Genomic DNA, 19,492 nt, shown 5'->3' on the forward strand with positions numbered 1-19,492 from the left:
CCGTTGCTAGCGAGGATCGAGTGTGGCGCTGCGATAGGCCGACAAGATCTCGTCGATTTGGCCGGCCGCTCTAACGCGCCCGCCGTCCAGCCATACGGCCTTCTCGCACCACGTCCTGCAGATCTGCTCGTTGTGGGAGGCCAGGACGAGAACGCTGGCATTCTCTACGAAGGATTTCAGGCGTTGTTCGGCTTTGGCGAGGAAGCCGGCGTCACCGGCGAGAATCCATTCGTCCATTAGGAGGATCTCGGGGGCGAAGCACGTGGCTACGGCAAATGTGAGCCGCGTCAGCATGCCGGACGAGTAAGTGCGTGCCGGCAATTCGAGGTAGTCGCCGAGTTCAGTGAACTGTCCGATCCCCGGAATCAGTTGGTCGATCTCGTCAGGATCGAGGCCCAACAGAAGTCCGCGAAGCTTGATATTGTCGAGCCCGCTCAGCTCCGGGTCTATTCCAAGCCCAATGTCGAACATCGGCGATATTCGCCCCGAAACGCGGACCGCGCCCGAGGCTGGCTCATGGATTCCTGCCATAACGCGTAGCAACGTCGTCTTGCCGGCTCCGTTGGCGCCCACGAGTGCCACGCGGTCGCCGACAGAGAACCTTAGCGATACGTTCCGCAAGGCCTCTACCACCAGGCGGTCATTCGCATCGCTCGCGATCCGTCCTCGCGATCCTCGATACAGAAGGCCCTTCTTCAGAGATCGCGATCCCCCACTGTAAATCGGAAAAGAGACGCTGACGTTGTCCAGTGCCAATCGTTCGATAGTTGCGTTCGTCAAAGAGGACATTCTAGACCCAATAGGAGATGCGTTCGCGGAATCGGCCAAAAAACAGCCCGACGACGACAAGATTGATCAGGGTCATCGTGATGACCACCACGTAAGTGGCGGCTGTCGGAATGTCGCCTAACAGAGGGTCTCTCACGATCTGGATCAGATGATAGAACGGGTTCCAGTCCACAATGAGCGTGCGATCCTTAAGCTGATCGGACTTCCACATGATCGGTGTGATGAAGAAGAGGATTTGGACGAGGGAGCCGATCACCTGTGGGATGTCGCGAAAGCGTGCTGAAGCCATCCCGATGAACAATGTTACCAAAGCGCCGTTGATCGTGAGGAGTACGAACCCTGGTACGGCCAGCAACGCATTGGCGCCTGGCGAGTTGTGGAAATAAGCCATCACGCCCAGGTAAATGACGAAGTTATGGGCAAAGATGATGACCTTGCTCCAGGTCCCCCGGCATACGTACAACGCGTAGGGCAATTTAATCTGCTTGATGTAGGTCTCGGAGCCAACGAACAACAAGCCGGCTTCGGTCAGGAAGCTGGAGAAATAGCCCCAAACCAGGAAGCCGACGCACAAATACGGGAGAAAATCGTCGATTCGGCTTTGAAAGATCTGCGCGTAGAGAAGCCCAAGAGAGACGATCATAATGGCCATACTGACCGTCAGCCAAAGGGGGCCGAGAACCGAACGGCGGTATCTCTGCATGATGTCATTCCAGCCAAGCCGGAGCCAGAGCCGCCGCTGGCGAGCAGCCGACGCCATATCGGCGATGGCAAGCGATGCGCGAGACTTCCGTTCATTTGAGGTTAAGCCGCTTGACGGTGTCTGCGAGCCGCTCGTGCCAATTCTCTTATTCGTCATACCGAGCGCGTCCTTGCCTGCCCCTCTTGTTGATGGCTGATCGAGCGGCATTGAACTCGTGCCGAAGACGGGCATGCGACCGAGTCGATTGCGTTTGACGGGCAACTTATCTCTCCAGACCGCGATTCGAGGCGGCGTCCATTCGGTTACTCTCCCGGTCGGTGAAATAGACTGCAACGCTGCGGAGTTGGACGATCGAGAGTCGCCGTAGGTACTTCGCGAGCGTCCAAGCGACGAGCGGAGCGTACTCCCACGCGCTGATCAGGCCCGTTCCCCACAATGAGAAATGCGTGCGCATTTCGCCCAGCTGCATGGCATGTAATCGGCCGCTCAGTCCCGTGGTGCCGAACGCCGGCTTGTCCGCTCGCGCGAGCGTTTCGTCCATTCTCACGGATCGGATGCCGGAGAGAATGTGTGCGGCCACGAACCAATAGTCTTCACACGCATAGGTCTGAGGAAAATGGTGCCTGACAGCATCTCGTCGAATAACGACTGTTGAAATAGGCGCGACGTTGGCGACCAGGATGGCGCCTCGCGTAATGCATCGTGCATTGATCGGCTCGTTGAGGGATGACCACGCGGTTCCGGCGAAACCCTTGCGATGGGAGCTGAGGAGCGGTGATCCCGGAGCCAGCATCAGCTCCATTTGAATTCGCAGCTTTTCTGGATGCCACTCGTCGTCTGCGTCGAGAAATGCCAGAAAAGGCTCCGAGCTTGCCAGGATGCCGGTATTGCGAGCGGCACCAGGACCACGGTTTCGGGGAAGCTTGATCAACTTGATCGGTTGAGCGACATACTCACTGCAAATCCTGTCAGTGGACTCGTCGCCGCTCGCGTCGTCCACTACGATTACTTCGCGTGGTTGGAGCGTCTGACACGCCACGGAGCGCAAGGCGCGCCGCAGCGCATCGCCGTCGCAGTAAGTGGGAATGATGACGGTGAGGGGGGCCGTATTCAAGGCGACACCTGCCTATTTTCAGCCTGTGCAGCAGCGAGCATCTGGCGCAAGATCGCATCGACGTCCGGAAGCGGAACCGCGATGCCAAGTTGGCTCAGACGATTGGCATCGCCGATAATGATATCGAGGTCGCTTGTGCCGCGTCGCTCTCCCTCAACTTCGTGAGTGATCGGGGCGTCTACGATCTCCATGAGGCGGTCGACGAGATGCTGAACGGTGGTGCCGACCCCCGTGCAAACGTTGATGATCTGCCCCACAGCGCGGGGAGTTTCAGCCAGGTCGACAAGTGCGCGGGCTGCATCAGCGGCGTCAACAAAATCACGCACGGCATTTAGCGGGCCGGTTCTCAACGTCTGCTCAGAGCGGGATGTCGCCGCGAGTTGGCTCGCGAAGCTTCCCAATGCCGTTGAACGGGGCGCTCCGGCGCCGATCGGATTGAAAAGCCTCGCCATGATAACCGGCAACCCACGAGCATGCGCGGCGAGACCGTGATGGGTTTGGGTCAACTTTGAAATGCCGTAGAGGCTCAGAGGTGCGCAGCGATCGGCTTCCCGAACGATGCAATCCCTATGTATGGGCCGGCCGTATTCCGCAGCGCTTCCCGCCAGAACGACCGTGGGCGGCTGGTCGACGCTCAGTGCCGCCTCAAGAAGGTGAACCGCCAGGATGACGTTAGATTGATAGATATCCTCTGGCAGGTCTGAGTGGGTCTGGCCAGCCAGATGAAGAATCATTGAAGGGCGCACGCTATCCAAGACGCCACGCAAGTCATGCCGCGTGGGCGGCCTCGGAAGTAGAATCGATAGGTCGTCGGCGGAGCCTGACGATCTGCACAATCCAACGGCCTTCACGCCCCGCCGTGTCAGCTCGCGCATGACATAGCGGCCAAGGAAGCCGCTCGCTCCGGTGACCAGTGCGACTGTCATCGCTCACTCTGCAAAAACAGTTCCCGCTTCTCTTCAAACAGCTGCTGCGCCGTTGCGTAGTCCTCCGGCCTGCCAATATCGAGCCATAGGCAATCCTGCGATCGGCAGAGGACGGATTTACCGGCTTCGATCAAAATTTGCATCAGGTGTGGCATGTCGAGGTACTTGCCGGGCACCAGATGGGGGGCAACCGAACCGCGGTTGAGGACATACAGCCCCATGCTGACCAAATGAGAGTAGGTGGGCTTTTCACGATAGCCCGTAAGCCGCATGTTGCCGTCAACCTCAACCAGGCCGAATTCGATCTTCGTGCTTCGTTTGAACACGGCAATCGAAGCGGCTGTTGGCTGCGTGCGATGCTCCTGCACCATTTTAGCTATGTTGAAGTTCGTGAGCAGGTCCCCGTTGGCGACGATAAAATCGTCGCTGAGCTTGTCGAGCGCATAGGCTAACGATCCGGCGGTCCCCAACGGCTCGTCTTCCAGTACATAGTCGATCTTCAACCCAAACTTGGAGCCATCCTCGCAGAATGCGCGGATCAGGTGATGCAAGTGATTGACAGAAAGCACCACCTCTTGAACGCCGGCGGCTTTCAATTGACGGAGCAATAGCTCGAGTACGGGCAAATCTCCGAGCGGCACAAGCGGCTTCGGAAAAGATGCGGTGAACGGCTTCAGGCGGGTACCTTTGCCGCCCGCCATAATCAGGGCTTTGGTCATATGACGAGTGTTCGCTAAATGTTGTAAAGGTTGGCGCGATATGAGCCGATATTGGCTTCGACAAAATTGATCGTGAGCTTCAGCCCCTCGTCAATCGAGGTGCCTGGCGTCCACTGCAAAAGCTGCTGGGCTTTGCCATTGTTTGAGACAAGCCGAAGGACTTCGCTCATTGCGGGGCGAATGCGCTTTGGATCTTGCACAATTTGCTTTCTCACGTTCATCAGGGATAGTATTCGCTCGGCAAAGTGGCTAACGGGGAACGTCTGGCCGGTACCGAGGTTGATTGTTTCGCCCTCGATCCCGGGCGTCGCGCCTGCCGCGAGAAATCCGGAAACCGTATCCCCCACGAAGGTCATGTCGCGCAATGTATCAAGAGCGCCGAGCTCAATGACGTCGCGCGTCAGGGCTTGGGAGATGATCGTCGGAATGAAAGCGCGGGCCGATTGCCGTGGGCCGAACGTGTTGAAGGGGCGGACGGTCACGGCGGGCGTCGAGAAGGAGCGGGAGTAGCTCTCCGCGATCTTGTCGGCGCCAATCTTGGACGCGGAATACGGTGATTGCCCCTGGAGCGGATGAGCTTCGTCAATCGTCTCGGTGATTGCGGTCCCGTAAACCTCGGAAGTCGAGGTGTGCACGACGCGCGAAACGCCGAGCTGCCGCGCAGCTTCCACGACGTTCAGAGTGCCTTCGATATTTGTTCGCACGTAGCTTCGTGGCGCGACGTATGAATACGGAATCGCGATCAAAGCGGCCAGATGAAAGACAATCTCCTGGTCGCGTACCGTCTGAGTGACGAACTCAGGGTCTTCGATGTTTCCAGCGACCACGTTGATTGAATTCTTCAGATCCGGCGACAGATGCTCAAGACTTCCCCAAGCTGGAGAAGAACTGTACCGGATCATAGCCGTCACATCAGCGCCGGCTCGCGCGAGGGCTTCTGTGAGATGGCTTCCTATGAAGCCGGCGGCGCCCGTAACGAGGACTTTTCGTTTATGATAGAATTGGTTGAGATCCATGATCGCACGGCAGTTGAACTAGAGTTGCGTTCTCACGATTTGTGATGAGGCGTGAATAGATTTCGAGGATCTTCGGAACGACGGCGTCTCTTGAGAATCGTTCATCAAACTGCTGGCGAGCCATTCGGCCCATATGGTTCCGAGAGGCCGGGTCGCGCGCGAGACGCACAATAGCCTCGGCGGCAGCCACGGGATCGTTGAGCGGCACGAGAAAACCATCAACCCCGTCCCGAACGACTGAGCGGCAGCCAGGGACATTCGTTGCGATCATCGGTATGCCGTAGCCAGCGGCCTCCATGAGCGCTCTCGGCATTCCTTCACTCTCCGACAAAAGGATCGCAATGTCGGTGCGCTCCCAGACTGTCGCGATGTCGGGAGCCTTCCCCATCCAGGCGACGCCGTCGATCGTGGTGAGTTGGTTGAGCTCGTCGACTGTATAGCTGGTCGGATTTCCCGGGTCTGGCGTCCCCCAGAGCTCCAACTCGATTTGCGGCTCCTGCGCCCGAGCGAGCGATACGGCCTCTACTACGGTCGCGAGACCCTTCGACCTGAGCATCCGTCCCAGAAATGCGACTCGGACGGGTCCGTCACCCGATCTTTTGGTCGAGCGACGGGAGCCAATCTCGATACCCCATCCACCGAAAATCACGGAATCCGCCGGATGCGGAAACTCGCGGCGATCATCTTCATTCTCAAATGAGACGAGTGCGGTTCGCCCTCGCGAGAGCCAGCAGGCTTGCAGGCGAACGAAACCTCGGGCCATTTCGGCAGCCCATCCAGCGCGTCCCCACAGCTGCCCAAGGCCTGTGAACGAGGCGAGGAGAGGATACTTCCGTCCAACCGGGCCCGATAAGCCCAACAGCACGATAGATCTTATGGAAAGCGCATGGACGAGGTCCGGCCGTTCCTCAGCCAGAATTGTGCGAAGACGCAGGATCGAACGAAGTAGAGAAACAAGCGACAAAGAGGCGCGCTCCGTCGGCATCTCCAGTAGACGGAAGTCTTCTCGTTCGATCGCATCCCGCTGGTGCCGCACAAAAGTAGCGACCATGACATCAAATCCCGCCGCTCGCGCCGCGCGGGCCGGCTCAAGGAAGTGGGTCGTGAACGTCTCGTCTTCCGGTACGATGTACAAGATCCGAGGCCGAGCCCCGGCTCGCCCAACATCCACCATACCAAACCCCACCAACCAAACCGATTTGTCACTGCAACAAAAAGTAACAATGACGAAAGGAAACAATCTAAAGTGTGCTCAACCAGTAGACTAGTGACAGAATGCGTTCGCTACCTGGGGGTAAAACTTTGTACGAAACGATCCAATGCGTGCGTGCACCCCGCAGGAGTGCTCAAATTACATCACAACCGCGCGGTTCGTACCGTTGGCCACCGCAGAGGAAATCATCAATCGGCCCAAATGGCGTGTGAAAAGCAGCGAGTAAATCCACGGAGAGCCTATGCGCGAGATGCCGCTTAAGCCCCATGTCGCCGATTCTACGCCGGTGGATGATATCGTGACGCCATACGACAAAGAATATGCGATTACATATCTGCGCATGCTGGATGCCGATGCTGAAGGTGCCGACTGGCGCGAAGTCGCCGAAATCGTCCTCGACATCGATCATGAGCGCGAGCCGATCCGCGCCAGGCAAGCGTACGAATCGCATCTCGCACGGGCGAGGTGGATGAGCAATTGCGGATACAAACTGCTGCTCAAGCATGGCTGGCCGGCATCAAACTGAGCAGAACTGTCACACGAGCGCCCGCGTGTGATGAAATTCACGAAAGAAAGGCGCTCTAGCGCTGGATTTAGACGCCAGCTGGACCAGATTGCATTAAAATATTCGTTTCTGTGGGAGATAATGATGCAATTAAGCGGATCTCATAGTGAAACCAGCATGGAGCGAGATATGACCAGTCATTCCCGACTCCTCTATCGATTCCGCATGCGCACGTATGCGGAGACAATGTTTCGGCGCAGCAGGTGCGAGAAGCAGGAAATGATCTGGCTGCAGTCCAGCCTGATGCGGCTCGGGAGCGAACTACGGCAATCTGAGCGCTGGTCCAGCGCGGCATCCAGCAGCAGGCTAGAACCGGCACGGTAGCGATGTGGCTAAACCTCTCCATACGCTGATTTAGCTTCATCTGAGGATCGCGAATTTATCCAGCATGTCCCGTTAAACCACGACAATACGTCTAGGGAACAAGCCGAACGCTCGACATAGGCTCAGCCCGCCACACCGGCACCAAGCCCAGTCAATTCGATACATTCGTTAATCCGCGCCGTGAGAGAAGACACGAGTGCCGAGTGGCAATGTCCGTTGGCTTCCGATCGGACTTGCTCCAATTTCCCAGCCGGCTCCACCCCATAGCAGGTCAACCACACCGAGGTCGCCCATACCGTCACGAACAAAAAATATGTTGGGAGTGGAATTGGTCTGCAGTGCCCCGCTTTCTCCATTGGCCTGCAGCCTCAAGAGGCACCACACATTCGCGAGCTTGGTCTCATCGCGAGCACCTAGTTCTTCGCTGATGTCGACCGCATTTGAGGGACTCCTCAAAATGTAAGTGTGCAGAGATGGATCGCCCTCGGTTTCGACTTTGATTGCGTACCGGCGCGTGAAGGTCGCGCCAAGCCATGAGATCCTGACTCGGGCAGTTGGCGTAATGTCTTCCTTGAAGTGCTCCCGCGCGACGAATGCTTCAGTCTCGAACAGTTCGCCAGCCTTCCGCTTCAACGAGCATTCGACCCTGACATCTGGCACGACTGACGGCAATTTACCGTCATCGGCCCTGCTCTCCGCCTGAGGCGCACTGACCACCCATATCAGCAAAAGACGGACGAGATACGAATTGAGCACTAAGCGGCGCACTGTCTGCGCCGCCGTCAGGTTGCACGAAATTACCGCCATGCGTTATTCCGCGATGGCTGAATCGCGGTACCTGATAGCACCTGACGAGGGGCCGAGCCGTTCAGACGGATCGCGCCCCACCTTCAGCTTCAACTGCGCTAGGTCAATAAATTCGTCCGCCTGGCGCCGAAGTTCGTCGGCGATCATGGCCGGCTGGATTGCAAAGCTGGAAACGACAGTCACGCGGACGCCACGACGCTGCACGGCTTCGACCAAGCAACGGAAGTTGCCGTCGCCGGAGAACAGGATGATCTGGTCGACGTGCTCAGCGAGCTCCATGACATCGACTGCGAGCTTGATGTCCATACTGCCCTTCGCCTTGCGGCGACCGCAGGCCTCTGCAAATTCTTTGGTCAGCTTAGTCACAACCGCGTAGCCGTTGTAGTCAAGCCAATCGAGGAGCGGCCGAACCGCTGAATATTCCTGATCCTCGACAATCGGCGTGTAATAGAACGCCCGCAACAGCGCGCCGCGGCTCTGAAATAGCTCGGGCAGGCGGTTGTAGTCGATGTCGAAGCCGAGCGCCTTCGCGGTTGCCTGGAGGTTGGGACCATCGATAAAGAGCGCGATCTTGCCGCACGGTGACATGGCTCAATTCGCGCTCTTCATCTGTGGTCTCCGATGCTTCAGAGCGGCAGCCAATGCTGTCTGCCGTGATTCGGGCATGCATACCTTGGTTCTGTGGGCTGCGCTCTAACGAACACAGTACGCATCGGACGAATGAGCCGATCTCGTTTCTCGCCTGAGTGTCTTGTCTCCGCGTCGCCCCATTAACGTTCCTAATGTCGGTGTGGTCGGGATCATCCGCGCGGTTGGCAGCTTCCATGACGATGCGCGCGCCAACGTAATTAGCTTGAAGTTTGATTGCCTCAGGCACTCTCAGGATGTCGCGGCCCCAGCTATCCGGGCGAGCGCTCTTGGCGGTCGGCCGGACCTACATCGCGAATATCGATGCCCTTCCTGTTTCAGGACAAAGACGCGCGAGCCGAAGGCCAAGAGTGAATGTTCTATTTGATTTTCGGGCGGCGAGCTATGCGTTCATTTTAGGGCCTATGCGAACCCGAACTGAAAGCAATTTGGAGCCCGTCATTCGCTGCCGCAGAAGAATTAGTTCAGAGCCATAATCATGATGACTCCGACGCAAAAACAAAAAATAAAGTGGAGAAAACGACGGGAGGATGGACAATGGAAGCCGTAAGTCGCTTGCGAGCGATGGCGTCGCTATGTCGACAGAGTGCCGCACATCATCCTGACAGAAGTTGGAAGCTGCTCGCAGAGGCCGAGTACTGGGAGCACTTGGCGGCTGCTGCGCTCTCGGATCACGTCAAGGAATGCGCCCCACCAGCGCGAACGAACGAGCGCGGCCCCAAGCCACTGCCAACGAAGAACACGCGGGAGCCTATCGCCCCCACGTAGAGCGCAGCGCCGATGCCGGTGCCCCCTTATTGTGGTCCAGGGCTCGCTAGGTGGCTTCGGCTGCAAAGGCAAATCCTAGCGCGCCACGCCAGACCGCTGAGCGGGGTACCTGACGTCAACCGGCAAACTAGAGCATGCTGTCCAACGATCGACATGAACGTCAGCGAATTTGAGCGGGCGAACGAATAGGACCACCATGTCCTCCGGCTCCAACAGCAGTGTCGCCAAGAAAGCTCGCACGAAAGCCGAGGCGGATTTTGCCACTTGGCTCATGATCGCCAAGCTCGGTGGTTTCGATGACCTTCCGACAAACGCACAGAGTTTTCTGGTTAACTATCGAACCCGCCTCGAGACGATGAGCGAGGTCGAGTCCACGGCCCTGGCCGTTCGTGAGGTCTACAGCGCTTATTACAGCGAGATGGGAGGCGTGGGCGCGGCCCCAGAACCAAAGGCTCGTAAACCAACCACAGAGGGCAAAGCCGTGCGGCTCCAAAGCGGGCCTAAGTCCCGGCCCCGTCTATCGGCTGCGCGCCAATCGACGTGGCCGATACTCCGAAGATCCCTTTCGGCAATGCTGATTCTCGCCAGCATGGTGGCCCTGATTGTCGCTTATAGATTTCTGATGCAGTAACATTTAAACCGCCCCCCGATTGCGTGCGGGAACGAAGTGCTGCTCAAAGCAACTGCCCGGCATGCGGGAGCCGATACTGGGTGATGCCGTGAAGTCGGTATTGACTAACGAAAAACTGGAGTCAGCGAGCCGATATTGGTCCGTGGATTGAAAACGAGGACGATCTCCTTGACCGGCTGGGGGTGATGCCCGCCGCTCGGAGAAAGATCAGCAGCAGCACGGGAACGCCGAGAGCGCCGCCAAACGCAGCGATGCCGGCAGCGTGTTCCCCGACCAAGGGAATAGCAGCTAACGTTGCGGGGAGAGCGATCTTCATCGGCAACGGCAGATCCGAGCTTCGATAGTTTGAAACAGCCTCTGAAACACTCTTCGCGATAGCCACGATTGCTGTCCGGGAGTTGACCAGCGAGGTCAGCTTTTTCAACTTCTCAACGGGACGCAGATCACTTGCGACGAAAGCGCGTGATTCGCTAAGCCACTGTATCGCGAGTGCCCGATCTTCCGCCCTCGTCGCGTGCTTTATCGCCGAAGCGAACCGTACCAATCAGCCACCTTCTAATGCCTTCCGTAATTGCATCGAACATAGCTGCGCCCTAAGGTGTTGAGCGCCTTTATAGCGCACCTTGCGCTTTAGCCAAGGAAATCGAAGTGAGAGCGCTGTTCGTACTGGTATGCTTGATTATTGCTCTCTCCGTTGCACACTCTGAGGACGGACGCTTCCCAATAGAGCGCGAACGCGACTTGTATGATCGCCATGAGATCCTGCAGCATCTGTTCAAGCAAATACGGTACAGATCGTACGTAGATCCATCTGGCTCAACGGGACAGGGTCTTCTCTGAAAAATATCAGTCCGGTGCGCACAAAGAGCTGGGTTGCGCGGTTTGGGAGGCGACAATGGAACGTCCACACAAGGCGGCATCGGATATGGGAGAGCGCGACAAGGCGTCTCCCCCATCAAGATTCTTGGTACGCCAGGGGGCAACGGGCTGGATGGTTTACGATCGGCAACGTAAGGGGCCAGCAATGATTGGGACCAGCTTGGCGGTCAATCTGACGAAAGAGCGAGCAACTCGCATCGAGCGAATGTTGATGGAAGGCGACGGCAAGCATTCAAGTTGAACAAAGCCTGCCGCCCGGCGCGCTCGATGATGATGATAGCATGGCTTGCCATGCATCTCCAATACGCTTGCGCTATCAGATAATCCTTAGAACCGTCGATTCCGCGTATATTTACTTCTTGCAGGCTAATTGGACTTCGCAGTGCCGTTGCCCTCGGTGCTGCTGCTTTGGCGGCGGCCCTGTCGTGATCTTCCCCCAAAAAAATGGACAGGGTTAAGCTACTTTTAGCTCCATCTCGATCGGGCTGATATAGCCGATGGCGGAGTGACGACGCGTTCGATTGTAGAAGCCTTCGATGAAGGCGAAGATGTCGCGCTGGGCTTCGGCGCGGGTCTGGTACTGGCGATGATGAACGAGCTCGGTCTTGAGCGTGTGAAAGAAGCTCTCCATCGGAGCATTGTCATAGCAGTCGCCCTTGCGGCTCATCGACGCCCTGAGGCCGGCGGATTGCATCAGCTTGCGGTAATCCGCCGAGGCATATTGAACGCCGCGATCGGAATGGTGGATCAGGCCGGCACTTGGCCGCTGCGCCGAGATCGCCATCCGCAAGGCCGCCAAGGGCAGGTCGGCGCGCAAATGTTCCGCCATCGCCCAGCCGACAATCCTACGGCTATACAGATCCATGACGGCGGCCAGATAGAGCCAGCCCTGATCGGTCTCGATGTAGGTGATATCGGCGAGCCAGATCTGGTTCGGAGCAGTGGCGATGAAGTTGCGGTCGAGCAAATTCGGGGCGATCGGCAGGTCGTGGCGGCTGTCGGTGGTCCGCACCCGGCGTGGCCGCGCCATGATGGCCCTGATGCCGTGACGCCGCATCAACCGCTCGATGCGACCACGGCTCGCCCCGCGGCCCTGCGCCTTCAACTCGACATGGATACGCGGGCTGCCATAACGCCCGCGGGTGTCGCGGTGGACCCGCCTGATGTCGTCGACGAGGTTACGATTGGCGGCAGATCGTCGGCTCTCCGGGCGCGAGCGCCAGGCATAATAGCCGGCCGGCGAGACGCCGAGCACGTCGCACAGGAGCGTCACCGGATAATCGGCGCGGCGATCTTCGATGAAGCGGAATCTCATGTCCGTGTTCCAGCAAAGATCGCGATCGACTTCCTAAGAAACAGCCGGATCGGGGTCGCCCGAAATTGCCTGTAACACGAAGCCCAGAGATTTGGCTCGGCGCTGAAGGTTAGCGAGGACACGGCCGCGATACTTCTGCTCATAGTGATCCGCGCCGGGGTCTCTGTAGTGCATACCGTGCCGGAGGGTGTTGTAGAATAAAACTGCGATCTTGCGGGCGGTCGCTGTCACCGCCTTTGACTTACCCGCACGTGAGGATAGTCGGCGATAGAATGCACCGAGCGCCGTATCGCTCCGCCCGACGGTTGTTGCTGCCAACCGCAACAGTGCGGCTGCGCGACTGGACGATCTCCGTGTGCGCGAGGACAACACCTTGCCGCCAGAGATTTTGTTGCCTGGTGCAAGGCACAGCCAGGAGGTGAAGTGCTTGGCGCTCGGCCATGCTCGCAGATCGGTGCCACACTCACCGACGAGCTTCAATGCCAGTGATGGACCCAACCCATGGATCTCAGTCAGATCGACGCCGAGCACGCCGTACAGCGCGGTCCTGACATCGAAGGTAGGCGCGTTGACCTGTTTGGTCTTGATGCGTGGCTTGGATAGCTTTCCGGTCGGCTTCGCGCCTTTATTGTTCAGTGCCGCGATCAGGACCTCGAGCTTGCGGTCGCAGTCCAGCATCTTCGCTTGGTAGACGTCGTAGAGTTCCAGCGACTGGGTCAGCGCGAAGACATGTTCGTGCCGGTCGTTGCCCACCAGTGCCGCGCGGATCGTCGCGATGGATGAATGGCATCGCACGTCCCGATAGGTTGCCAAGACGTCAGGATTCCGCTCGCCTGCAACAATCGCTCGGATAATCCGCATGCCGGTTGCGCCCGTGATATCCGTGACCACATGATGGAGCTGCAGATTCATCTCCATCAGGGCCTTCTGCATATGCTGGATATGGGCGGCGGCATATTCCACCAGCCGCTCCCGTTGGCGCAGATACGCGCGCAGGGTTGCGATCTCGGCATCAGGTCGGAAGCTGCCGCGTAACAGGCCATAGGAGTGAAGCTGGCGCAACCACGCGGCATCGCTGACATCGGTCTTGCGCCCGGGCACGTTCTTGGCGTACCGCGCATTGACCAGAATCACTTCAAACCCGCGCTGCTCCAGGATCTCGTAGACCGGGATCCAATAGACTCCGGTGGATTCCATCGCGACACTCGTCACGCCGCACGTTTTGAACCAGTCCGCCAGCTCATGCAGGTCTCGCGTGAATGTGCCGAAAGAGCGCACAGGCACGTCAGTGCAAGCGGGGTTCACCGCAGCCATGTGCATCTTTGATCCGACGTCGATAGCGGCGGCCCCGACGTTGACCGGCCTAAGTTCTGGGCGGTCGCCGACCGTCCTCTTCTTGGGCATTGCAATACTCCATTCAATGATGAGCAGGAGGGTTTGGGCTATGCCAATCGTCATCTTCCTAATCGGGATCGTCGCCAGGGCGACGTCACCACTCTCAAGTTCGCATGCACCCATGGACCATGTTTTTTAACGGGGATTGTGCCTCCAATAATCGAACGGCCGCTACCCTCCCAGCCGCCGAGGATAGCACAAGGCTGTTTCTACGCCGCGCAGGCGCGCCACTGTGCTGGACAGTTTTTTAAAATATCGCGCTCCATGCGCAGCCGCTCGTTCTCTCGCTGCAAACGCGCGATCTCTGCCGCGTGGTCCGCCGACGGCAGCGTCGCCTGCGTTGGGGGGCGCCGCGTCGCCGCCGTCGGCTCCAGCCGGGCCCCTCGCTGCTCAACCCACCGCCGCAGCACGGAATCGCGCAGGCCAAGCTCCTTGGCCACAGATCCGATCGAGCGCCCGCTCGACGCTACGAGGTCAACCGCTTGCCGCTTGTAGTCGTCCGTAAACGACCGACGTTGACGTCCTTCCATCCGACACCTCCTGGCTCTTCGAGCCTACTACAGGTGTCCATCAATTCGGAGGAGGTTCAGTCGTGCTCTCTGCACAGCAGGGCCGCTTGTCTAGGTGCTAGCTGCGCCCTTGATGTTGAGGTCAAGCTGCTTGATCAATGGCGCGGGGCGCACTTAGCGGAATCGCGTCCCAACGCCCAAGTTCTGCGGCCTTCACTGTTGAGAAACAAGCCTAGGCTGGTCGCCATCCTCGTGGCCGCGATGGCGCATTCGCGTTTCGGCTCGATCAGCGGAAGAAAAAAGGGGGCAGTTGCAGAATCGCGCTCTATCTTATTTGCCCGACTTCTGGCGCGAAGACATCGTCACAGTGCGGGCACACGTCTCTGAGCCGCGACTTTCCGCATTCTTCGCAAAAAAAACTGTTCCGCAGTTCGGGCATTTATGAATAGCATCGTCAGAGCCGCTGTTCCCGCAACGGGGACATTTTGAAAATTAGTGCGTTCTCCGCTCTTCCATCATGGCCTATGCGATCTCGCCCGATTAGTCCTGCCCGAATTGAGGTGTGCCCTACGCGCGCTGATACAATGGCAACATAGAGGGCTTCGCTCTCACCAGCACGGTACGCGACGAACGAATTATCTCGCTTCTCGCCCGAGTGTGCCCTTCCGGCTTCAAATTGGCGCGTTTCGTACGAATGGCCATGCTGTTCCGGTTGATCGAAACGCTTGACGGATACTCTCGCCATCACGACGATCGACATCGTTGGCGCTAAAGCTGCATGGGAGAATTTTCAGTGCTGGAACCGCTACTCGATCTGACCGTCGATGACATTGCGCCATCGGGTGCGAACCTGACCGTCTATGACGAGGAGCATTTGGCTACATACTGGCGGCTGCTTGACGCCGATGCTGAGGGGGCGGATTGGCGGGAAGTTGCGCGCGTTGTTCTTCACGTTGACCCTGCCCGCGAATGGGACCGGGCGCGTCGCGCTTTTGATAGTCATCTTGCCCGGGCAAAGTGGATGGCAGATTATGGATATCGACAGCTGCTCCGCGGCGGTGCGTTGGGTTAGTGCTTCGTTTGCGCTCGTCATAAGCCGGGCTCCGTGAGCGCGGTCCGGCTGATTTCCTTCAACGATCAGGGAAAGTGTGGCAGCACGTGTCCTAGCAAACCGAGGCCGAGAATGAGAAACGCTCCTGCGCAGATCTGCGCGAATCCAACGCGCGACGTATGCACGTCCACCCTTAAGGCCTCGCCGCGCCCCAGCGCCTAGCGCGGCGAACGAAAGCTGACTGCCGTTGAATACATCAAACTGTGAAAGCATTGCATTTGATGCAACGCGATCCCCTGCCGTGATGAGCGCGCCATCGTGCTATCGCACATCACGAAGTATGAAGGTGTAGGCAGGCTTGTCTTCGAAGGGCCGTTCAATCCGTAGCCGAAATCGCCTTCTCGACGTTAAAAACCTGGGCACTAGAGGGTGAATGCCGACACGATGATTGGGCCTTACGACGAGGCGCGCCGAGACTTGATGGCCGATGGATGGAACACCCATAGGAACGTTACTTGTGTCGCGAATTCAGACTCGGAGTTGTGATTCGATTGGCCAACTGAGCGAGTCGGAAGGATGGATAATAGATGCGAATTGTCGTTCCCGGGCCTTCGTGTCTACCGCGTTCGTAAATGTGCCAGTGCGCGTGGTGGCGGCTGTTGTTAGAGGGGTGGTAGCCCCCAATCCGGGGCTCAGGAGGCGCTGGTCGTGGACGCCCTGCTTGAATCCGCTTAGGGACTTTAACCCGTCAACGGAAACCTACGGGACCGCCAATAATCTCTGATTTCACTTTCGAACCAACCCTCGGCCTCAAATCGAGGGCTGACACGCGACCGAAACTTCAAATAGTGGCTGTAGTGCTTGCGTTCGAGCCACGTCGTAAAGGCGCTGAAGCTCGGATAGTGACCTTGTTTCTGCTCATAGCCTGTCTCGCCCATCCACTCCAAGGCGAGATGCCGGATCATTCGTTCCGCATCGGCTTTTTTGTGCATTGCGTTTTCCTGCCCTAACGTTCACCGGGACACCGTCGTCCTGAGGTTCTAGATTGACCCGAGCGACTTGTAGAAGCCGCCAGCAATTCCACCGATCAGATCGCCGATGGTGCTCCAATCCCTGCCACCAACGTCGGCGTTCTGAATTCGGCTCTCGATGGTGTCTCCGGTGGACAACTTCTGCCGCACAACAGCGAATCCCTTTGCGCTGAGTTGAGCTCGCGCAATGATCAAGACCGCCCCGCGTCCGGCTTCGTTAACACTGTCGCTATGGATCAGGTTTTCCTTCAGCATCCAACGAAGCACGGCTATGAAGTCTTCCTGACTGACCGGTGCGCCAAGAAACTGCTCTGCTCCGCGACTATCGATGTTGTGTACGGATAGGCCGGTAGACACAAATTTTGCAATTGCGCGGGCAACGAGTGCCATGTGCTCATCAATCACTGACCTGTTGGCGTTTTCAGTCATTTGCTCCTCTCGTGGGATGCGCCTTGTATGAAGCCGATGGCAGCACTCGTATGTGCGATCCGACAGTTTATCTCTTCGGAAGTTTCTCCGAAAGGGCCTCTAGAATCCGGACGCCGTCGCTGCCGATAACTCCCAGGAATTCACCCAAACCGAACGCCATCGACTACTGCGGAGAAATATCTACCGTGTAATTCGAACGTCGCCATAGTCATCTTCGATCGGTCGCTCATCATCGAAGTCCGTGTGAGCGAGTAGGGCGGCCAACGCCGAACAACATCATGCCGCCGATCCAGGCGAGACACGTTGCGATCAAGTATGCGGACGTTCCGACGCCAATATTGCCGGTCAGCCCGAACAGCGTGCCCGCGTTAAATAGCATTCCGACGCCACCCCAGAACCAAAAAAGCACCGTAAGCGCCCCCTCTGAAGCTGCCGTAGCTGCTTCGCAGTCTAAACGTGCGTTCCCAACTTTCTTTGCGCTTGAATCCCATCGGCGCGGCCTGTACGTCCTTTGGTGTTGATGATCGTCGCTGCGGCACGCGCCGAGATGCCACCCATAATCACTGTGGCGAGCCGCTAGAGGACTATGATCTTATCGAGAGGAAGCTGAAGTTCTGTCGCCCGTTCTTTGCGATCCGCTTTTTGGAATTCGTTCTCTCGCCGCTCCCATTCAGTAAGTTCTTTGCGAGCGGCTTCGCAGAGACGATCACGCCGTCCTAGGGTTGGTTGACTATGCTCGGTCATGGCTTACCCCCATGACGTAGATCGGGTCAATGACTGGTTTCGAGCGTGGGGCGGAGCGGGTGCTCGGTCAAGGTCTCATTTGCGCAACCGCTATTTTGCTCGCACTGTCAGATGTCTGTCCATTTCGTGCAGAGTGTCCGCGCCGGTCATGAAGACGAACTGTCAAACAATCCGAATTCTAGTCCTCGGTCCCGTGACACGCTTTTCATATCTCAAATGGGAGATGATGCGTAGCGACACGGAATGGGAGATCATCCGTAGTCAAGTAGCGCACTGCGCAGAGAACAATCACATGTTATTTAACTTGTGGCTTAGTGCCAGAATGCCCCATCCTCCGGGGGAGGCAAACTTTGTACGAGGCGGACAAAATCGTGCGCGCGCTTTGTAGGAGTGCTTAAACCGCATCATAACCGTACGCTTCGTACCACGCGCAGTGAAGGTAATTTGCTGGTGAGCTTGCCTTCGTTTGGCGCGAGGCCGATGCGTTCTTGTGCCAAACCGAATCTGGAGACTCGGCGAGGCCTTGGATGGCGCTCCAACCTTTGAGGTTGCGGAAGCTTCTGTCGATTTTATGAGATTCGTCTGCACTTCTTCAGCCAAGCGAGCATCCCCAAAGAACTCGCTGCGACCGATCTTCGCTGAAGTGTTGCCTTCCTTGGACCGCGATCATCAGCGCAATCACTGCCGGAGGCCTCGGCAATGTTGCGCTGCCTAGTCTATAGATTTATGCACTTTGCAAGCGTTTACAAAACCCGCGGATATCTGATCCGAGCGCAATTATTGCGCGACGAAAGAATTGTTCGATGAGCACGTAACTGGTCGCCGCAATGGTAAGTGAAGCTACCCAGATGCCAACGTATTGCAGCCACAGCGGGATGGGAGAGAACGCTTCGAAATTCACTGTGTACCAGCGAATGACAAGCTGGTGAAACAGATAGAGCGAATAGCTGATCTCTCCGAGGAAAATAAGTGTCCGGTGGGAAAGCGCGCGGCTGATGGCTCCGTCATAGCGCGCGAGCGACAGGATCATAGCGAGATAGAAAGGGGCCGCGCCGCCAGTCTTGATAGAATAGGCAAGGGCAGGGGGCAGGAAAGAAAAATCAGTAATGGTGAAAAACGCATTCGCGGCAAGCGTTAGAGCCAAGGCGCCGACTTGGAATGATGTTCCCTTGACCTTGCTTGTCGCGTCGCGCTTGAACCATTCGCCCGCAGCGACACCGAGTGCGAAGATCGGAAGATTGACCAGCGGGTTATAATGACCAAGCCAGTGACTATCGATGCCGGGTTCGAGCTTGCCCAGCAATAATTGAAAGCCGACCGGGATCGCCAAGGCAGCAAGCAATGTGTGAAGTACACTTCGACGCATCAACCACAGCACGCCAGGAAAGGTCGCGTAGAAGAAAATCTCTGCCGAAACTGACCAGGATGGGGCATTGTATGACCAGTAAACGGCCCTTTCGGGGATCCAGGCATGCACAAGGGCAAGATTCAGCCACAAGTTGCGAAACTCTGCAGGGGTAGTGGCCACTTGATAGCTGTATGGCCAGAAGATCAAAAACAGAAAACAAATAGCGGCAACGTGAGCTGGCCAGATGCGGGCGAAACGTGCGGTTAGGAATTGACCGAGTGAAGCCCCTCTTGCGTTGATCGATAGGACAAAGCCCGAAAGCGCGAAAAAGAACGTGACCGCCCTGCCAGATCGAATGGCCAGAAACTACCTTCCGGGAAAAGTGGCGCGACTTGCGAATGGGTCAGAACAATTGCCGCGGCGGCAAAAAACCGCGCGCCGGTCAAAGACGGAATGTTCACGGTAGAAGTCCTTGAAAATACGATCCCTGCTAGAGCACTGCCGTTTTGTCAAGCGAACCATTCGCCCGTCGCGCAACTGTTGCCGTCTAAAGCGGATATGGAGCCCC

General features: G+C 57.5%; 18 protein-coding genes and 2 pseudogenes. 4 read left to right on the forward strand and 16 right to left on the reverse strand.

The features are described 5' to 3' along the window. Positions 1–6 precede the first annotated feature (6 nt). The 7 genes from JEY66_RS05675 to JEY66_RS05705 are packed head-to-tail and all read right to left on the reverse strand — an operon-like array spanning position 7 to position 6,402. Positions 7–780 (reverse strand): ABC transporter ATP-binding protein, encoded by a 774-nt coding sequence (locus JEY66_RS05675; protein ID WP_244620906.1) that lies wholly within the window; start codon positions 778–780, stop codon positions 7–9. A gap of 10 nt (positions 781–790) precedes the next feature. Further along, positions 791–1,753 carry an ABC transporter permease gene (locus JEY66_RS05680; RefSeq protein WP_244436091.1) on the reverse strand — a complete coding sequence of 321 codons (963 nt, stop codon included), beginning with the start codon at positions 1,751–1,753 and terminating at the stop codon, positions 791–793. Position 1,754: 1 nt separating this feature from the next. Continuing rightward, positions 1,755–2,606 (reverse strand): glycosyltransferase family 2 protein, encoded by an 852-nt coding sequence (locus tag JEY66_RS05685; protein ID WP_018268922.1) that lies wholly within the window; start codon positions 2,604–2,606, stop codon positions 1,755–1,757. Further along, positions 2,603–3,532, reverse strand: a complete 930-nt coding sequence (locus JEY66_RS05690) for an NAD-dependent epimerase/dehydratase family protein (protein WP_016841311.1) — start codon at positions 3,530–3,532, stop codon at positions 2,603–2,605. Before JEY66_RS05690 ends, JEY66_RS05685 begins: the two co-directional genes overlap by 4 nt. Continuing rightward, positions 3,529–4,251 (reverse strand): nucleotidyltransferase family protein, encoded by a 723-nt coding sequence (locus JEY66_RS05695; protein WP_018268921.1) that lies wholly within the window; start codon positions 4,249–4,251, stop codon positions 3,529–3,531. The genes JEY66_RS05690 and JEY66_RS05695 overlap by 4 nt, the downstream gene beginning before the upstream one ends. Positions 4,252–4,265: 14 nt before the next feature. After that, a complete protein-coding gene (locus JEY66_RS05700) occupies positions 4,266–5,267 on the reverse strand; it encodes a GDP-mannose 4,6-dehydratase (RefSeq protein WP_075968806.1) in 1,002 nt (333 codons plus the stop codon). Then, on the reverse strand, positions 5,242–6,402 hold the full coding sequence (locus JEY66_RS05705) for a glycosyltransferase (protein WP_244436090.1): 1,161 nt from the start codon (positions 6,400–6,402) through the stop codon (positions 5,242–5,244). Before JEY66_RS05705 ends, JEY66_RS05700 begins: the two co-directional genes overlap by 26 nt. A 319-nt stretch (positions 6,403–6,721) precedes the next feature. Here JEY66_RS05705 and JEY66_RS05710 point away from each other — a divergent pair, with 319 nt between their 5' ends. After that, entirely contained in the window at positions 6,722–7,006 is a 285-nt protein-coding gene (locus tag JEY66_RS05710; RefSeq protein ID WP_016841307.1) for a DNA -binding domain-containing protein, read from the forward strand. 531 nt (positions 7,007–7,537) lie between these two features. On the opposite strand, the gene JEY66_RS05715 is transcribed toward JEY66_RS05710, so the two are convergent. Both JEY66_RS05715 and JEY66_RS05720 read right to left on the reverse strand, forming a co-directional pair. Then, complete coding sequence (locus tag JEY66_RS05715) at positions 7,538–8,176, reverse strand: hypothetical protein (protein WP_016841305.1); 639 nt, start codon at positions 8,174–8,176, stop codon at positions 7,538–7,540. Between the two features lie 3 nt (positions 8,177–8,179). Further along, positions 8,180–8,764 (reverse strand): LabA-like NYN domain-containing protein, encoded by a 585-nt coding sequence (locus tag JEY66_RS05720; protein WP_018268919.1) that lies wholly within the window; start codon positions 8,762–8,764, stop codon positions 8,180–8,182. Between the two features lie 1,024 nt (positions 8,765–9,788). On the opposite strand from JEY66_RS05720, the gene JEY66_RS05725 reads away from it, so the two are divergent. Then, on the forward strand, positions 9,789–10,223 hold the full coding sequence (locus JEY66_RS05725) for a hypothetical protein (RefSeq protein WP_016841303.1): 435 nt from the start codon (positions 9,789–9,791) through the stop codon (positions 10,221–10,223). Positions 10,224–10,344: 121 nt separating this feature from the next. Here the strand turns inward: JEY66_RS05725 and JEY66_RS05730 are convergent, their stop codons facing one another. Further along, positions 10,345–10,647 (reverse strand): hypothetical protein, encoded by a 303-nt coding sequence (locus tag JEY66_RS05730; RefSeq protein WP_174771034.1) that lies wholly within the window; start codon positions 10,645–10,647, stop codon positions 10,345–10,347. Between the two features lie 471 nt (positions 10,648–11,118). Here JEY66_RS05730 and JEY66_RS05735 point away from each other — a divergent pair, with 471 nt between their 5' ends. Next, complete coding sequence (locus JEY66_RS05735; RefSeq protein ID WP_244436089.1) at positions 11,119–11,343, forward strand: hypothetical protein; 225 nt, start codon at positions 11,119–11,121, stop codon at positions 11,341–11,343. A 213-nt stretch (positions 11,344–11,556) separates the two neighbouring features. Here JEY66_RS05735 and JEY66_RS05740 read toward each other — a convergent pair. From JEY66_RS05740 to JEY66_RS05750, 3 genes and pseudogenes are all read right to left on the reverse strand, one after another. Further along, positions 11,557–12,441: pseudogene (locus JEY66_RS05740) on the reverse strand (IS3 family transposase); the annotation flags it as partial. Between the two features lie 9 nt (positions 12,442–12,450). Then, positions 12,451–13,821 carry an IS110 family RNA-guided transposase gene (locus tag JEY66_RS05745; RefSeq protein WP_026191859.1) on the reverse strand — a complete coding sequence of 457 codons (1,371 nt, stop codon included), beginning with the start codon at positions 13,819–13,821 and terminating at the stop codon, positions 12,451–12,453. A 212-nt stretch (positions 13,822–14,033) separates the two neighbouring features. Further along, a pseudogene (locus JEY66_RS05750) lies at positions 14,034–14,342 on the reverse strand (transposase); the annotation flags it as partial. A gap of 772 nt (positions 14,343–15,114) precedes the next feature. Between JEY66_RS05750 and JEY66_RS05755 the strand changes: the two are divergent. After that, the gene (locus JEY66_RS05755; RefSeq protein WP_075969191.1) at positions 15,115–15,393 is read left to right on the forward strand and encodes a DNA -binding domain-containing protein; all 279 of its coding nucleotides are present in this window, start codon (positions 15,115–15,117) and stop codon (positions 15,391–15,393) included. Between the two features lie 719 nt (positions 15,394–16,112). Here JEY66_RS05755 and JEY66_RS05760 read toward each other — a convergent pair. From JEY66_RS05760 to JEY66_RS05770, 3 genes are all read right to left on the reverse strand, one after another. After that, positions 16,113–16,364: a hypothetical protein gene (locus JEY66_RS05760; protein ID WP_018268916.1), complete on the reverse strand. Its 252-nt coding sequence runs from the start codon at positions 16,362–16,364 to the stop codon at positions 16,113–16,115. Positions 16,365–16,412: 48 nt separating this feature from the next. Further along, a complete protein-coding gene (locus JEY66_RS05765) occupies positions 16,413–16,832 on the reverse strand; it encodes a hypothetical protein (RefSeq protein WP_016843634.1) in 420 nt (139 codons plus the stop codon). Positions 16,833–18,300: 1,468 nt separating this feature from the next. Then, positions 18,301–19,287 (reverse strand): acyltransferase family protein, encoded by a 987-nt coding sequence (locus JEY66_RS05770; protein ID WP_077231194.1) that lies wholly within the window; start codon positions 19,285–19,287, stop codon positions 18,301–18,303. Positions 19,288–19,492 lie beyond the last annotated feature (205 nt).

It is taken from the genome of Bradyrhizobium elkanii USDA 76 (genome assembly GCF_023278185.1).
In the GTDB taxonomy this organism is placed as follows: domain Bacteria; phylum Pseudomonadota; class Alphaproteobacteria; order Rhizobiales; family Xanthobacteraceae; genus Bradyrhizobium; species Bradyrhizobium elkanii.

Coding starts and splice junctions, on each gene's coding strand:
- JEY66_RS05690 (WP_016841311.1), bottom strand. CDS start 3,532: ATGACAGTCGCACTGGTCACCGGAGCGAGCGGCTTCCTTGGCCGCTAT.
- JEY66_RS05695 (WP_018268921.1), bottom strand. CDS start 4,251: ATGACCAAAGCCCTGATTATGGCGGGCGGCAAAGGTACCCGCCTGAAG.
- JEY66_RS05700 (WP_075968806.1), bottom strand. CDS start 5,267: ATGGATCTCAACCAATTCTATCATAAACGAAAAGTCCTCGTTACGGGC.
- JEY66_RS05710 (WP_016841307.1), top strand. CDS start 6,722: ATGCGCGAGATGCCGCTTAAGCCCCATGTCGCCGATTCTACGCCGGTG.
- JEY66_RS05715 (WP_016841305.1), bottom strand. CDS start 8,176: ATGGCGGTAATTTCGTGCAACCTGACGGCGGCGCAGACAGTGCGCCGC.
- JEY66_RS05720 (WP_018268919.1), bottom strand. CDS start 8,764: ATGTCACCGTGCGGCAAGATCGCGCTCTTTATCGATGGTCCCAACCTC.
- JEY66_RS05725 (WP_016841303.1), top strand. CDS start 9,789: ATGTCCTCCGGCTCCAACAGCAGTGTCGCCAAGAAAGCTCGCACGAAA.
- JEY66_RS05735 (WP_244436089.1), top strand. CDS start 11,119: ATGGAACGTCCACACAAGGCGGCATCGGATATGGGAGAGCGCGACAAG.
- JEY66_RS05745 (WP_026191859.1), bottom strand. CDS start 13,821: ATGCCCAAGAAGAGGACGGTCGGCGACCGCCCAGAACTTAGGCCGGTC.
- JEY66_RS05760 (WP_018268916.1), bottom strand. CDS start 16,364: ATGCACAAAAAAGCCGATGCGGAACGAATGATCCGGCATCTCGCCTTG.
- JEY66_RS05765 (WP_016843634.1), bottom strand. CDS start 16,832: ATGACTGAAAACGCCAACAGGTCAGTGATTGATGAGCACATGGCACTC.